Annotated in this window: 24 protein-coding genes and 1 pseudogene; 22 read left to right on the forward strand and 3 right to left on the reverse strand. The window is 33.3% G+C overall.

All coding sequences use genetic code 11. The annotated features are described in order from the left end of the window. Window positions 1–38 precede the first annotated feature (38 nt). Both KQI94_RS05635 and KQI94_RS05640 read right to left on the reverse strand, forming a co-directional pair. The gene (locus tag KQI94_RS05635; RefSeq protein WP_002364671.1) at window positions 39–494 is read right to left on the reverse strand and encodes an ImmA/IrrE family metallo-endopeptidase; all 456 of its coding nucleotides are present in this window, start codon (window positions 492–494) and stop codon (window positions 39–41) included. 35 nt (window positions 495–529) lie between these two features. After that, window positions 530–955: a helix-turn-helix transcriptional regulator gene (locus KQI94_RS05640; RefSeq protein ID WP_002363332.1), complete on the reverse strand. Its 426-nt coding sequence runs from the start codon at window positions 953–955 to the stop codon at window positions 530–532. A gap of 234 nt (window positions 956–1,189) precedes the next feature. Here KQI94_RS05640 and KQI94_RS05645 point away from each other — a divergent pair, with 234 nt between their 5' ends. From KQI94_RS05645 to KQI94_RS05655, 3 genes are read left to right on the forward strand one after another with little or no spacing between them, the layout of a single operon-like run. Then, complete coding sequence (locus KQI94_RS05645) at window positions 1,190–1,390, forward strand: helix-turn-helix transcriptional regulator (RefSeq protein ID WP_002363333.1); 201 nt, start codon at window positions 1,190–1,192, stop codon at window positions 1,388–1,390. A gap of 12 nt (window positions 1,391–1,402) precedes the next feature. Then, window positions 1,403–1,687 carry a hypothetical protein gene (locus KQI94_RS05650; RefSeq protein ID WP_002363334.1) on the forward strand — a complete coding sequence of 95 codons (285 nt, stop codon included), beginning with the start codon at window positions 1,403–1,405 and terminating at the stop codon, window positions 1,685–1,687. 14 nt (window positions 1,688–1,701) lie between these two features. Then, window positions 1,702–2,424, forward strand: a complete 723-nt coding sequence (locus tag KQI94_RS05655) for a phage regulatory protein (protein ID WP_002366327.1) — start codon at window positions 1,702–1,704, stop codon at window positions 2,422–2,424. A 33-nt stretch (window positions 2,425–2,457) separates the two neighbouring features. Here KQI94_RS05655 and KQI94_RS05660 read toward each other — a convergent pair whose 3' ends face one another. After that, a complete protein-coding gene (locus tag KQI94_RS05660) occupies window positions 2,458–2,640 on the reverse strand; it encodes a YegP family protein (protein ID WP_002364224.1) in 183 nt (60 codons plus the stop codon). Between the two features lie 52 nt (window positions 2,641–2,692). Here KQI94_RS05660 and KQI94_RS05665 point away from each other — a divergent pair, with 52 nt between their 5' ends. The 19 genes and pseudogenes from KQI94_RS05665 to KQI94_RS05755 all read left to right on the forward strand — a co-directional run. Further along, entirely contained in the window at window positions 2,693–2,887 is a 195-nt protein-coding gene (locus KQI94_RS05665) for a hypothetical protein (RefSeq protein WP_002368198.1), read from the forward strand. 72 nt (window positions 2,888–2,959) lie between these two features. Then, a complete protein-coding gene (locus tag KQI94_RS05670; RefSeq protein WP_002363338.1) occupies window positions 2,960–3,367 on the forward strand; it encodes a hypothetical protein in 408 nt (135 codons plus the stop codon). Window positions 3,368–3,379: 12 nt separating this feature from the next. Then, window positions 3,380–4,123, forward strand: coding sequence for a hypothetical protein (locus KQI94_RS05675; RefSeq protein WP_002368200.1), 744 nt, complete (start codon window positions 3,380–3,382; stop codon window positions 4,121–4,123). Window positions 4,124–4,195: 72 nt separating this feature from the next. Beyond that, the gene (locus KQI94_RS05680; RefSeq protein ID WP_002368201.1) at window positions 4,196–4,519 is read left to right on the forward strand and encodes a hypothetical protein; all 324 of its coding nucleotides are present in this window, start codon (window positions 4,196–4,198) and stop codon (window positions 4,517–4,519) included. Between the two features lie 179 nt (window positions 4,520–4,698). Beyond that, window positions 4,699–4,953, forward strand: coding sequence for a hypothetical protein (locus KQI94_RS05685; protein ID WP_002368203.1), 255 nt, complete (start codon window positions 4,699–4,701; stop codon window positions 4,951–4,953). Beyond that, entirely contained in the window at window positions 4,937–5,614 is a 678-nt protein-coding gene (locus tag KQI94_RS05690; protein ID WP_002368205.1) for an ERF family protein, read from the forward strand. The genes KQI94_RS05685 and KQI94_RS05690 overlap by 17 nt, the downstream gene beginning before the upstream one ends. Next, a complete protein-coding gene (locus KQI94_RS05695; RefSeq protein ID WP_002390931.1) occupies window positions 5,599–6,537 on the forward strand; it encodes a DUF1351 domain-containing protein in 939 nt (312 codons plus the stop codon). The genes KQI94_RS05690 and KQI94_RS05695 overlap by 16 nt, the downstream gene beginning before the upstream one ends. Next, a complete protein-coding gene (locus KQI94_RS05700) occupies window positions 6,534–7,214 on the forward strand; it encodes a putative HNHc nuclease (protein WP_002368210.1) in 681 nt (226 codons plus the stop codon). The genes KQI94_RS05695 and KQI94_RS05700 overlap by 4 nt, the downstream gene beginning before the upstream one ends. A gap of 3 nt (window positions 7,215–7,217) precedes the next feature. Beyond that, window positions 7,218–8,024, forward strand: coding sequence for a helix-turn-helix domain-containing protein (locus KQI94_RS05705; RefSeq protein ID WP_002368212.1), 807 nt, complete (start codon window positions 7,218–7,220; stop codon window positions 8,022–8,024). After that, entirely contained in the window at window positions 8,021–8,323 is a 303-nt protein-coding gene (locus KQI94_RS05710; RefSeq protein WP_002368214.1) for a hypothetical protein, read from the forward strand. Before KQI94_RS05705 ends, KQI94_RS05710 begins: the two co-directional genes overlap by 4 nt. Continuing rightward, window positions 8,324–8,623 (forward strand): annotated as a pseudogene (locus KQI94_RS05715) (MazG-like family protein). Window positions 8,624–8,631: 8 nt separating this feature from the next. Beyond that, entirely contained in the window at window positions 8,632–9,066 is a 435-nt protein-coding gene (locus KQI94_RS05720; protein WP_002368216.1) for a RusA family crossover junction endodeoxyribonuclease, read from the forward strand. Then, window positions 9,066–9,251, forward strand: coding sequence for a hypothetical protein (locus tag KQI94_RS05725; RefSeq protein ID WP_002368217.1), 186 nt, complete (start codon window positions 9,066–9,068; stop codon window positions 9,249–9,251). Before KQI94_RS05720 ends, KQI94_RS05725 begins: the two co-directional genes overlap by 1 nt. 266 nt (window positions 9,252–9,517) lie before the next feature. Beyond that, complete coding sequence (locus tag KQI94_RS05730) at window positions 9,518–10,213, forward strand: N-6 DNA methylase (protein WP_010783304.1); 696 nt, start codon at window positions 9,518–9,520, stop codon at window positions 10,211–10,213. Window positions 10,214–10,362: 149 nt separating this feature from the next. Continuing rightward, window positions 10,363–10,713: a hypothetical protein gene (locus KQI94_RS05735; RefSeq protein ID WP_002368221.1), complete on the forward strand. Its 351-nt coding sequence runs from the start codon at window positions 10,363–10,365 to the stop codon at window positions 10,711–10,713. Further along, on the forward strand, window positions 10,714–10,992 hold the full coding sequence (locus KQI94_RS05740; protein WP_002368222.1) for a hypothetical protein: 279 nt from the start codon (window positions 10,714–10,716) through the stop codon (window positions 10,990–10,992). 11 nt (window positions 10,993–11,003) lie between these two features. Then, on the forward strand, window positions 11,004–11,216 hold the full coding sequence (locus KQI94_RS05745) for a hypothetical protein (protein WP_002368223.1): 213 nt from the start codon (window positions 11,004–11,006) through the stop codon (window positions 11,214–11,216). A 2-nt stretch (window positions 11,217–11,218) separates the two neighbouring features. After that, window positions 11,219–11,755, forward strand: coding sequence for a DUF1642 domain-containing protein (locus KQI94_RS05750; protein WP_002368224.1), 537 nt, complete (start codon window positions 11,219–11,221; stop codon window positions 11,753–11,755). Window positions 11,756–12,275: 520 nt separating this feature from the next. Beyond that, on the forward strand, window positions 12,276–12,619 hold a 344-nt coding region (locus tag KQI94_RS05755; protein ID WP_216454333.1), incomplete at its 3' end, for an ArpU family phage packaging/lysis transcriptional regulator.

Raw genomic sequence — 12,619 nt, forward strand, 5'->3', positions numbered from 1 at the left:
ACTAAAACTCCTTATTTAATAATAAAATTATTCATGTACTAGTAATAACTATAGTAGCTATTATAGTCTGCTGTTTCTTTCAAATAATCCCAATCAACATAGCGTTCAGCCCATTCAGGAACACCACAACTTTTTAATAAACATTCTCGTGTAGGGTATTCTGCTAGATTAATTCCATGCAGCAACAACTCAACCATAAAAACGTTTGCCTCATATTCGACACCATAGATAGTGAAATTTCTTCCTTGTCTAGTTAAGGTTTGCGTATTAGTGTCATGCCCACAACAATGATGTCCTAGTTCATGGCAACAAGTTTCAAAATTTTCTTGGTCTGTGTTATTGCAATTTAAAATAATAATAGGAATTCGTAAAATATGTGAACGATACCCCATAAATTCCTTACCAAGATCATCATAATCTATATGGATTCCTAAATAGTTTGCTAACTCATAAGGATTTTTTGTATTGAATTTTTTCACATATTTATTTACCATTTTTCTAATATCATTTCTAAACACAATGTCACACCTCACTCGGCTTTGTTGCTACGGTATTTTTTAGGAGTGAATTTCTCTTTGGCAAGAATTTTGGAGCGACGTACGGTTCTTTCTAAAGAATCACGTAATAATTCAGCATCTTCTTCATCGATTTCAACTCCACCGTTTTTCAGAAATGCTAAAGAATTTTCATTGCTAAGTCCATTTATTAAATCTTCTAATATCAGTTGTACATCTTTTTCATCTTTTTTATTGAATTCAAGTGTATCAGTGCGACCTAGTAAGTAATCAGTAGTTACACCGAAATAATCGGCTAATTTTTTTAATGGCTCTATAGAAGGATTTTGTTTATCCCATTTTCCTATTGTTCCATTTGCAATATGAAGTTTACGTTCTAATTCAGCAATAGTGATTTTTCTTTGTGCTGCTAATTGCTTTATTCTATCTTTGGTATTCATTTTAGATTCCTCCAAAAAAATACAAAAATAGATATTTAGCTATTGACAAATAGATAAACGGCTATTATACTGAATGTGTACTTATGAGAGGGTACAAAAAGATAGCAGTTATAGGTGTCAAATAGGCTAAAATATTTATTTAGTATTTAGTTTATTTGCTATGCACTTATAATAGCTAACTATCTATTATTTGTCAACGGTTTTAGTTGAAAATCTATAGGAAGGAGATAAATTATGGTATACGAAAAAATTAAAAAGTTGGCAATTGCTAAAGGTGTTTCAATCTATAGGGTTGAAAGAGATGCAGGTTTGTCTAATGGGGCAATAAGTAAGTGGGGAAAAACTGCTAATCAGACTCCATCATCTGAGAGTCTAAAAAAAGTAGCAAAATATTTCAAAGTATCAATGGAATATCTACTAGAAGATGAAAAATAGGAGGTGTAATTTATGCAGTTAAACATTCCTGATGAAATGGTTCAAAACGAATTAGCAAATAACATTACTTTCATAGTATTAAAAGAAATTGAAAATCGTTTGAATTTATTGTCTAAAACCATTGAATTACCACCATATCCTAACAAATCGCAAGTAAGAAAGATTTTAGAGATTGGCGATGAAAAATTGAATAATTGGATTTCAAAAGGTTTAAAAATTCAACAATGGAGTAATCAGGATATTCGGATTGAACGATCTGAATTACAAAGATTTCTAAAAGAAACTTTTGAAATTTAAAGGAGGAAAAGAAGATGGAAAATCTAGTAATTACGAAAAACCAACAAGCAGTAACAACTAGTTTACAAGTCGCAGAAACGTTTAATAAAAATCATCGTGATGTTTTAGCAGCGATTGATGATTTAAAAGAGGGGGTTGCGGAAAATTACGCAGACCTATTTTACGAAGATAGCTATATTCATCCACAAAACAAACAAAAATATAGACAAATCATTATGAACCGTGATGGATTCACGTTACTAGCAATGGGATTCACTGGTCAAAAAGCTCTTAAGTTTAAACTGAAATATATTGAAGCTTTTAACCAAATGGAGGAACTGCTCAAAACTCAATCAAACTTACCGATTAATAACACAGAATTGTTATTAGAAGCTGCGTTAAAACATGAACGTGGATTGACTCTTGTAAATCAACGTTTAGATAAGCTAGAAACAGAAACAACAATTAATAGAAGCCAACAACGAAAGATACAAGGACTAGTTTCATCAACTGTTATCAAAGTATTAGGTGGCAAAAAAACATCGGCTTATAAGGATTCAAGTATTAAGCAATCAGCATTTAGTAATTGCTATAAACAATTGAAAGCATTATTCGATGTAGCCTCTTATGTAGATATTCCAAAAGTTCGATATGAAGAAGCATTAACTCTAATTCCTAAATGGAAGCCTGACTTGGAATTACAAGCAAGAATTGATATGGCTAATGGAAACGGAGATATGTTTAAAGAAGTGAGTTAGATCAGTAAATAAAAGGATAAGCCTAACTTATCCTCAGTTAAAAGTAGTATCAACAATGATTGCTTTTGGATTCATATCATTCTTAATGGATTCAATGATTTCTAAAACAGAAGATTTGTAGTAGTAAGTTTTGCTTGATGCGATTATTTCATTTTCTTCAGTTTTAATCAAAAAATAGTATTTTTTATCAGAAGCTCGTTTAATCACAAAAAACATTTTTGCACCCCACTTTCAATTGAATTATATCAAAATATAGGAGGTTAACAACATGAAAGCAATTCGAGAAACACGATTGATAGGCGCATTTTTATTGATGATTGTGCTAGGTGTGTTATTGAAAAGCCACTTTTCAGTTCCAGTGTTGGCAACAATAAGTGTACCTCTTTTTATCCGTTGGTTTTTCAACTGGGACGAAGCGGAGTATCAGCATTTTCAAAAAAAGACAAAAAAAGCCCCACTTTAGTTAGAGCTAAAGCAGGGAAAATAAAGTAAATAGAATCTAAATAAATTATATCACAGAAAGGAAGGCAATAAAATGTCAAAAAATATTAATGTTCCTTTAAGTGGGATTAGTGAGGGAGGATTACAAGAACGATTTGATTATGAGCTTGCTCAAGTCATTAACAATATAAATGATCCTAATACAGATCCTACAAAAAAGAGAAAGATAACAATTGATTTAACGATTATTCCAGACGAATATCGTGAAGATATTTTGATTGATTATCAAGTGAAATCTAAATTAGTTCCAAGAGAAGCATTAACTTCAAAAATTATTATTGGTCAAGATGGTAAAGGAAAACCGTTAGCAAATGAATTGAAAAGTGGACAACGAGGCCAGATGTATTTCGATCCAGATGATTCTGAATTGAAAGATGATAAAGGCACACCAGTAGAAGAAATTGAAGAAACAGATAAAATAAAAAAATTTAAAACAAACTAGGAGTGAAATATTATGTCAGAACATTTAAAAGAAGCTTTAGCGTATGCAGTAAGATTACGTGATGACCAAAAAATTATTTATAAAGAAGAGGAAAAAGTATTTTTTGATCGTTCAAAAGCGGATTTAGTTGAACTCGATCCAATTAAACGAGCAGAAACACTCACAGTTAATTCTTTATCTGGATTAATTGGTTATCTACAATCAAAATTTTCCCATGAAGAAGTTACGTCAAAATTATTAATTCATGTTGAAAGCCCAACAAACGTTGCTGTTTATTCAGCTTTAGATGCAGACCGTAAGCGTGAAAAAATTATTGAAGCAAAAGCGTTATTAGAAGTGTTTCCATATAGTCGCTTTATGGATTCAGAAGAATTTATTATTAATGTTCAATCTCTTATTCAACGTGATCTTGATGCAAAAGCTATTCTGGAATGTGCCAGCGCTATTCGAATTGAAGGTGGGGGAGATTTAGTTGATAACGGAGTTTCTCAAGTTGCTACAGTAAAAGAAGGAGCAGCAACGCTTACAAAAGCAGAAGTACCTAGTCCAGCAAATTTAAGACCTTATCGAACATTTTTAGAAGTTGAACAGCCAGATAGCCCATTTGTTTTTAGAATCAATAAATATGGTCATTGCGCATTGTTCGAAGCAGATGGTGGGATTTGGAAACATGTAGCTATGGAACGTATTCATGAATATTTAACTCAATCTTTAAATGAGTATGTTGAAAAAGGTTCAGTAACAATTATTGCGTAAATAAAAAAAGCCTCACTCGTGTTTTTGACGAGTGAGGACACATACAAAATGAACTAAGGAGAGTATACCAAAATGAACGATAAAATTCAAAATTTATTAATGGAACTTGTAAAAGAATGCCAGAAAGGAGAAGTTGCGCTTGTTTTAGCAACTGTTGATCCAGAAAGAATGTACCTATCCAGTGTTTTACTTGCAGGTTCTTTGCCTGAACAAGCAATTGCATTTAGTGAATTATTTGAAACACTTAAAGAAAAAGCACTTGCTCATGATTGTGATTGTCCGCAATGTAAACAAATAAAAGAATCATTTATTGGTGCAGAATCATCTTCAACTAAACAAAACAATGAGGAAAAACTAGATACATTGTTAAAAGATTTTTTACGAGGTGAGTTGTAATGACTAGAAAAGAAAAGTTAAATCAAGCAAAAAGATTAGCTGATTTATGGTACAAACAACAAAAAAGTCAACTATACATTGCGCAACAAAAAGAGCGCAGAGGGATTGCATGATGAAAAAAGCGACTATGCCGCCAAGCAATTAGTCGCAAAAACATATATTGATAGGGGAATTATATCATGAAAGTAGAATTTGATTCAATTGGGAGAATTCATTTACTTGATGAATCTTCGCCATATGGTTCTTTAATTTTTGAAAAAGACATTGAAAACGATCATGTTGCTGTGTATCAAGATAGCGAAGATGAAGAGGTTAGATTTGCATTTGAAAGTTTAGATGAATGTGCTTATTTCAAAAAATCTGAATTAATTGAAGGATTAGAAAAAGTTCTTTCATTGTTGAAAGAGGAGGAACGAAATGAATACTTGCAGTGAAAATTTAGAAAAACTTTTTGATGGTATGTATAAATTAAAAAGTAAGTTAACTCAACCGAAATTTGATGCAGAAGTTGCCTATTCGACTAAAAAAGGAGCAATGAATTTCCAGTATGCCACTCTTAAAGCGATTGAAGAAGCGATTAGAAAAGCTGCGCAAGAATCCGAAAGCGGAATTGATTTTCAACAAAATGTTGTCAATGAAAATAATGCGTTAAAAGTTACAACAATTATCACTCATATAAGCGGGCAATATATCATTCATGGTCCATTTGAATTTCCTGATAGCGGAACAAATCCTCAAGGATTAGGAAGTTTAACAACATATGCAAGACGTTATTCGCTTTCGGCAGCATTTGGAATAGCAGCAGATAAAGACGACGATGGCCAAACGGCAGCTGAAAAGAACAGCGATACTCCGAAAGTTAATTTGATTAGCGGTAAACAGTTAGCTACGTTGAATGATCATATCCGACAACTTTCTGAATTATCAAATTCTGAACTTGATTATGTACGCAATGAACTAAGTAAAGAATTAAATATAGATGTCAATGAAAACATGCCAGCTAGCATGTTCAATAAAGCTATTGGAGTTTTGAGGAAATGGATACAACAATTCCAGCCACAACCAGAAGAAAACATTACATGGGGGCAAAAATAATGACAAACGAATTAACAACAGATTTGCAATTTAATGTTGATTTTAAAGCTAGTGAAATCACTATTCAAAATGAAACACAATTGGCTGAAATGGTCGATAGCGCCGTTAGTCACTATTCAACAATGATTTTTACTGATGAAAACATTCCAGAAGCAAAAAAAGCAAGAGCAGACTTAAACAAAGTTGCGACGTTGCTAGATGATCAACGTAAAGCGGTTAAAAATCAATATAATAAGCCGTTAAAAGATTTTGAGAAAAAAATAAAAAAATATATGAGCCAAATTGAAGATGTTAGCGATGAAATCAATAAAAATATTCAAGCATATGAAGAAGCGGAACGTCAGAAGCGATTAGAAAAAATTCAAACAGTAATCGATGAAATGTCTGAAAACTATAATGTATCAATGGAGGAAATTGAAATTTCCAATTCATGGCTTAACAAGACTTCTTTTACAGCTAAAGGAGAGCCAACTAAAAAAATTATTGAAGAAATTGCATCTGTGATGACAACATTAGCCAATGAAAAAGAACGTATTGAGAACGATAAAAAAATAATTGAAAACTATACTAAAGCGGTTGGTTTAGAACCATATTCTTGGGTTGGTTTGATTGATAGCGGGCGTACAGCATCAGAATTGATAAAGGAAATTGATTCAGCCTTTGCTTTAAAAAAAGAACAAGAAGAACGAGAAAAAGCAAAAAAAGAGCACGACGATGCTATTGCTGCCTTGAAAACTGAAACAATCAACAATAAAACAGTTGACACTGAAACAGGCGAAATCATCACAGAAGAAGTACCAAAAACCAGCAGAAAACAACAAGAGAAAACAGTTACGTTAAGACTAACAGCAGAGCATCAAAAGTTAGTTGCGTTAAACAATTTTATTATTAATAACGGCATTCAAGTGGAAGTGGTTGAATGAACCTAAACAACGTTTATTCCGCAGTTATTAAATCTTTAAAAGGTCAAAGGATAACTGCGGACATAAACGAAGTAATTAACATTGAACGGCTTAAAACAATGTACTACGGATATGACGGACCAAGGGAAGTTGAAATTCGTTTTATCGATCCAAGGCAATTTACTGCAGCACAACGAAACTTTATATATGCGTTGTTAGGAGATATTAGCAGAGAAACAGGGGATAAAACCTCTTTGTTGAAGGATATGTTCTATTCACACTTTGAAGAGCTTAGAGGTTATCCTATGAGCTTAAAAAAGGAATCAAAAAACACGGTAGACGATGCAACAATTTTAGCAAATATAATTCTTGATTATATTTTTGAAAATAGCATTCCCTTTAAAAAAGGTTATGATATTTTGCCAGGAAACCAAGAATATTATTTTTATAAATGTATTACTAAGCGTGTTTGCTGCATTTGTGGAAAAACTAGCGCAGAGATTGATCATTTTGATAAAGCGTTAGGACGAAGAAGCAGAAGGAAAGTTGACCATACAGAATATACATTTGCATCTTTATGTCATTGCCATCATAAAGAAAAACACGATATAGGAATAAAAGCATTTAAAGCTAAATATCATGTTAAAGGAATTAAATTAAACCAAGAGACAATAAAGAAATTAAACATTGGAGGGTAACAAATGGAAAGAGCGTTTAAAGGTATTTGGATTCCTAAAAATGTTTGGCTAGATAAAGAACTGAGTTGGACTGAAAAATTTCTAATCGTTGAAATAGATAGTCTTGATAATGACGATGGATGTTTCGCTAGCAATGAGTATTTTTCAAATTTTTTCGGTCTAAGTAAAGACAGGGTTTCTAAACTTATATCTGGATTAAAAGAAAAGGGATACATTGATGTCAGTTATCAATATAAACCAGGTACAAAATCTATAGAAAGACGTGTAGTTAAAATTACCGAGGGATATAGGCGAAAACAACTAGAGGGTATAGGTGAAAATAACTATAGGGGTATAGGCGAAAACGCCAAAGATAATAATACATTAATTAATAATACAAAGAATAATACAAAGAATATATATAGCGTTGAACAAAGTTCAACCATGTCTGAATTATTTGAAAAAGTTTGGAAAACATATCCGAAGAAAACCAATAAGAAAAAAGCCAAAGAGCAATTCTTAAAGAAAATTAAGTCAGATGAAGACTTCGAACGGTTTAAAACAGGATACAAAGATTATCTTAAGTATATCAAATTAAACGACTGGTATCATCCACAAGAATTGTTCCGCTGGATACGTGATGAACGTTTTAACGATGAATACGACTTGTCTGAAACGACAACGCAAGCAAGATATACGAATCCTCCAGTTAGACAAGAGCAATTACCAGATTGGGTAAATGAACCAAAACAAGAAGAGGAAAAACTATCACCAGAAAAGCAAGCTGAACTTGATAGGCAAATAAAAGAATTTTTGGAGGGCAAGTCATGATTGAAATGAGAGTACTTGATTATCGAATTACTAGTGATGATAAGCAAGTAATCGTAAATAAAGCGAGACGAAACGAACACGGAGAGTTAACCATTTTGACTGATAAAGACGGTACACAAAAAGAATCACTCGCTTTGATTGGTTATTATGGCAATTTAAGTAAGGCTCTCGTCGCAATAGAACGCGATTATGTGCTTTCTAGTGGTAAAACAATACAAACAGTCAAAGAATACAAAAAAGAGCTAGAATCAATTCACAGCAAGCTAAAACGTGAATTAGATTTCGGGGAGGAATTTTAGATGAATGAATTAGTTAAATTAGTGGAAGAATGGGCGAAAGAAAAGCGTTTAGATAAAGCGGAACCTGAAAAGTAAATGCTAAAAGTGATTGAGGAAGTCGGAGAAGTTGGGGCTGCATTGGCAAGAAACAACGAAAACGACCTAAGAGATGGTATCGGGGACGTGGTTGTGACGTTAATTATTCTTGCTATGCAAAATAACATGGATTTATACGAATGCTTAAATCAAGCATATAGCGAAATCAAAAATCGCCAAGGGAAAATGGTAAACGGAGTATTCGTCAAAGAAGCCGATTTGTAAGGTTCGAGGTGGAAGAGATGCGAATTATTCTACCGATTGAACCTAAGCCACAAAGTCGTCCAAGATTCGCAAGACGTGGAAATTATGTTCAAACCTACGAAGATCGAGCGATGAAAGAATACAAAAATCAAGTAAAAAATTATCTTCGTAAATCAAGAGCAAAGTTGATTGAAAAAGGGCCAATTTCCGCACACGTGACGTTTTACATCCATCCGCCTAAATCAGCTCTAAGCAATAAACAGAAACGCTTAGAAGTGGAATTAGAGCGGAAATATTGCGACAAAAAGCCCGATTTGGACAACTATTTTAAAGCAGTGACAGATGCTGCCGAAGGTATTTTATATAAAAACGATGGTCAAATTGCTGTGATGGTTTGCCAAAAGTTGTACAGTATGCGACCACGAACAGAAATTGAAATTATGAGTTTGGAGGAACAAAAATAGTGGGTAAAAAAGGAAAACGGATCAAAAAGCAAAATCGAAAACGAAAAAACGCTGCTATTGCAAATGGCACATACAATTGGCACGAAGAAAAGTGTTTGGAGTGTAAAGGAAAAACTTTGATTAAAGTAGAAGATGAATACGGTCATGCAAAAGAAATTCCTTGTCCTGTGTGTAATAAGAATTGAGGTAGAAAATATGACATGTCCAAAATGCAAGGGACAGATGATTATCTGGGAAAAAGATAGATTCGGTCATTCAAAAGCAACTTCTTGTCCGTTATGCAATAAAAGTGGGCAAAGTGTTGCGAAAAAGTTAGCTGAAATAAAGAAGAAGTAAACGAAAGGAGTGGAGGTTTGGTCGACCATAAAGAATTCTTTACTCCTTTGAAATGATGAATAGTTACCAAAAGAAAATGGTTAAAGTCATGAAAGACCTTTGCGGAAAAAGAAGTATGTACGATGTGTTTTTCGATTTTACTAAAATGTCAGCATGCAGTATTTCTAATGTTTTTGACAAAGTACATTTTGAAGAAAGAGAAAAATTGTATAAGTCTATTCAAGAGAAATACACCGAAGAAGAACAAGAAAAGTTCCATGAATTATTCGCTTTGCTAGTTGAAGCTTTAGAAGAGACCTCAACTGATATACTAGGCGAATTGTATATGGCTTTGGAAATTGCTAATAAAGATGCAGGGCAATTCTTCACACCATACAATGTAGCTCGTTTAATGGCAGAAATGAATTTTAACGAAAAGGATGAACAATTGAAAAATGGACAGCCAGTTGTTTTTTATGATCCTTGCATTGGTGGCGGTGTTACTCTAATTGCTTTAGCTAATATTATGCGAGAAAAAGGCTATAACTATCAAAGAAGTTTGAGAGCGTTGTGTGGTGACATCGACGGAAATGTACTTTCAATGGCATATGTACAGTGTTCTTTGTTAGGAATAGATGCGATATTTGAAAGAAAAAATGCGCTAAGTAATGAACCTGCAACAGATGTATGGTTTACACCGTTTTACGCTTTGAATAGAGCAAAAGAAAAAGAAACGCAAAACACATTAGAAATACTAAAAGAAGTAATGGAACTTCTGGAAAATAAAACAAGCAGTTCATTTACTGAACCAGAACAGCTGTCATTATTTTAGAAAGTAAGTGAAGAAGATGATTCCAAAATTTTTTAAAGCATTAAGAATCGTCATAAGACGTGCTGTTGTGTTGTTTCAGTATATTACTAGCGAAAAAAACAAACAGCTGTCAATAAAAGAACGTTGTATTTGCTATTGGAGGGAACAGAATGAGTAAACAAGAACTAGTAGATAAAAACGAAGTATTAAGTATTTGGCATAATTATTGGGAATCAGATAAATTGGCTTATGAAGCAGAGGACGAGTTAAGAGAGCTAAAAACGATAATATGTATTACAGAACTCAACGAAAATCAGCAGATCGTGCTGGATTGGTTGAAAGAATCATGCAAATTACACGGATTACGTGAAGTTATCGAAATCATGGGATTTTTATCAACTACTGGTGGAAAAATGAAGTATAAGCAAGTAGCTTATGCATATGGTGATTTAAATGATGATGAATTAGCTCAAGTATTACAGTCATTTAGCCAGTGGGTTTGGGAACAGGAGGAAAAATAAATGAAATTTTACGAAATTAAAGAACCTTATTTTGCATTAATCGCTGCTAAAGATGAAAAACAATGTATAAAACTTTACAAGGATATTGTTTGCGACGTAGAGGACGAAAAAGAGTTTTTCGAGGAAATCAAAACAATTGATAAATACGAAGCGTTCAAAATGCTTGCTAAAAGTCATACAGAAGAGGGTGACAAGACTGGCGCAGAAGAAGCTTTCAATCAGTTAGAAAATCTTGAAGAAAAAGGCGAAGTATTATTGATTGACGGCGGTTTGATTTAGGAGGAATCGGAATGAGTATGAGCATTCAATCAGGAGACAAAGTAAAGTATATCGGTAAAGGAGTTCCGCAATACACAAACCAATTTTTGGTAGTAAAAACAGTATTAGTGAATGGGCTGATTCTTGAATTTCCTGAAGAAGATAAAAGAGAGGTTGTACTGGAAGATTGTGGAATTTGGAAGGAAGAATCGTTAATCTGTGGATTTGATGAAGTGGAGGAATAGCGATGAATAAACAAGAATTGATTGAAGAGTTAGAATGCTTAGAAGTTCCTACAGATAGCCTTGATTATTTGAAAGGTGCTAACTATGCTGTCGAAAAAGCAATTAGCTTAGCAAAACAACTAGATGAACCGAAAAAAGCTATATTACCTAAAACTGCTGATGATTTTATTGAAGAAAGTTTAGGAATGGGTTCTGATAAAGTTGATATTATCGGTTCCGCAGATTCTTTTTCACAAGAAATACCAGATGATGAATTTTCTTTGTGGTTTAAGTCGAATAGAGATTTATTCGTTGATGCATTAGCTAACGGATACGAAGTCAAGAAAGAGCCGCTTTATTATGTGGAGTTGCCCGATCTTAGAAGTTCGTCAAGCGACAATGTTTATGGATTAAGAAAAACATTGAATGGTGAAATAAGAATTGCTGTTTTTGATAAACAAAAGGTTGGTAAAACAAAAGAGTCACAACTCACAGAAAATCAAATCAAAGCAGTTGACGAGCGCTATTGGCCGTTTGCTGTGAAGTTGGAGGAAGAATAGATGAAAGATAAGAAATTTTCACCTCTAACAATTGTTTGTGTGATTATAGGCATATGCTGGATTGTCTCAATTGTGGGAATCGGATATTTTATTTCACATCCAGAAATAATTGGACACTGGTTTAGTCGTTTAATAAGTGGGTTCAAATAGTTTTGAAACCAATGTATTTTAGTTTTTACAATCGATAGTATAAAAAACTACCTAGTTTCCGCTAGGTAGTTCTGTAAGAAATAATATTAAGTTTATTTTTTATAGTATTTTTATACCAAACCCATTATAAAAAATCAAGTACAAAAAAGCCAACCGACCACTGGTTGACTAAGAAGAATATTTTACCAGAAAAGTGGTAGCTTGTGATATGTGAGGTTACTTTGCCCCAAACATTGGTCACAATAAAAATATTTTATCATGAGTAAAGAAAGCTGCCAACAAAAAAGCCAGATTGCTCTGGCTGTGGATAATGTGTGGATAACTTTGTGGAAAAGTCGTTATTATTATACCACAAAAGGAGCGATTTCACTTGATTAAATTGCTAAAAGAAGTAGATTTTCGACAAACAAAAGCGAATGCCAGAAATGTGTTGAAGAATTTTAGACGTTTAGAGCGAATGGCTGGTCGCTCTTTGATAGATTTAAAATCACCAATTATTACAGATATGCCTAAAAGCCAAAGCCACGGAAACAAAACAGAAGATGCACTGGTACAATTAGCTGATGCAGAAGCAGAAAGAGACGCAATTTTATCTGCGCTTATGGCATTAAGCCTAACTAGCAGACAAATTTTGCATTATAGTTTCTGTGTGCAGGACCATTACTCTAATTACAAGATAGCTAGGGAAGTTGGATATTCCGAAAGAAGTATTCA

It is taken from the genome of Enterococcus sp. S183_ASV_20 (assembly GCF_018919685.1).
GTDB lineage: Bacteria > Bacillota > Bacilli > Lactobacillales > Enterococcaceae > Enterococcus > Enterococcus faecalis.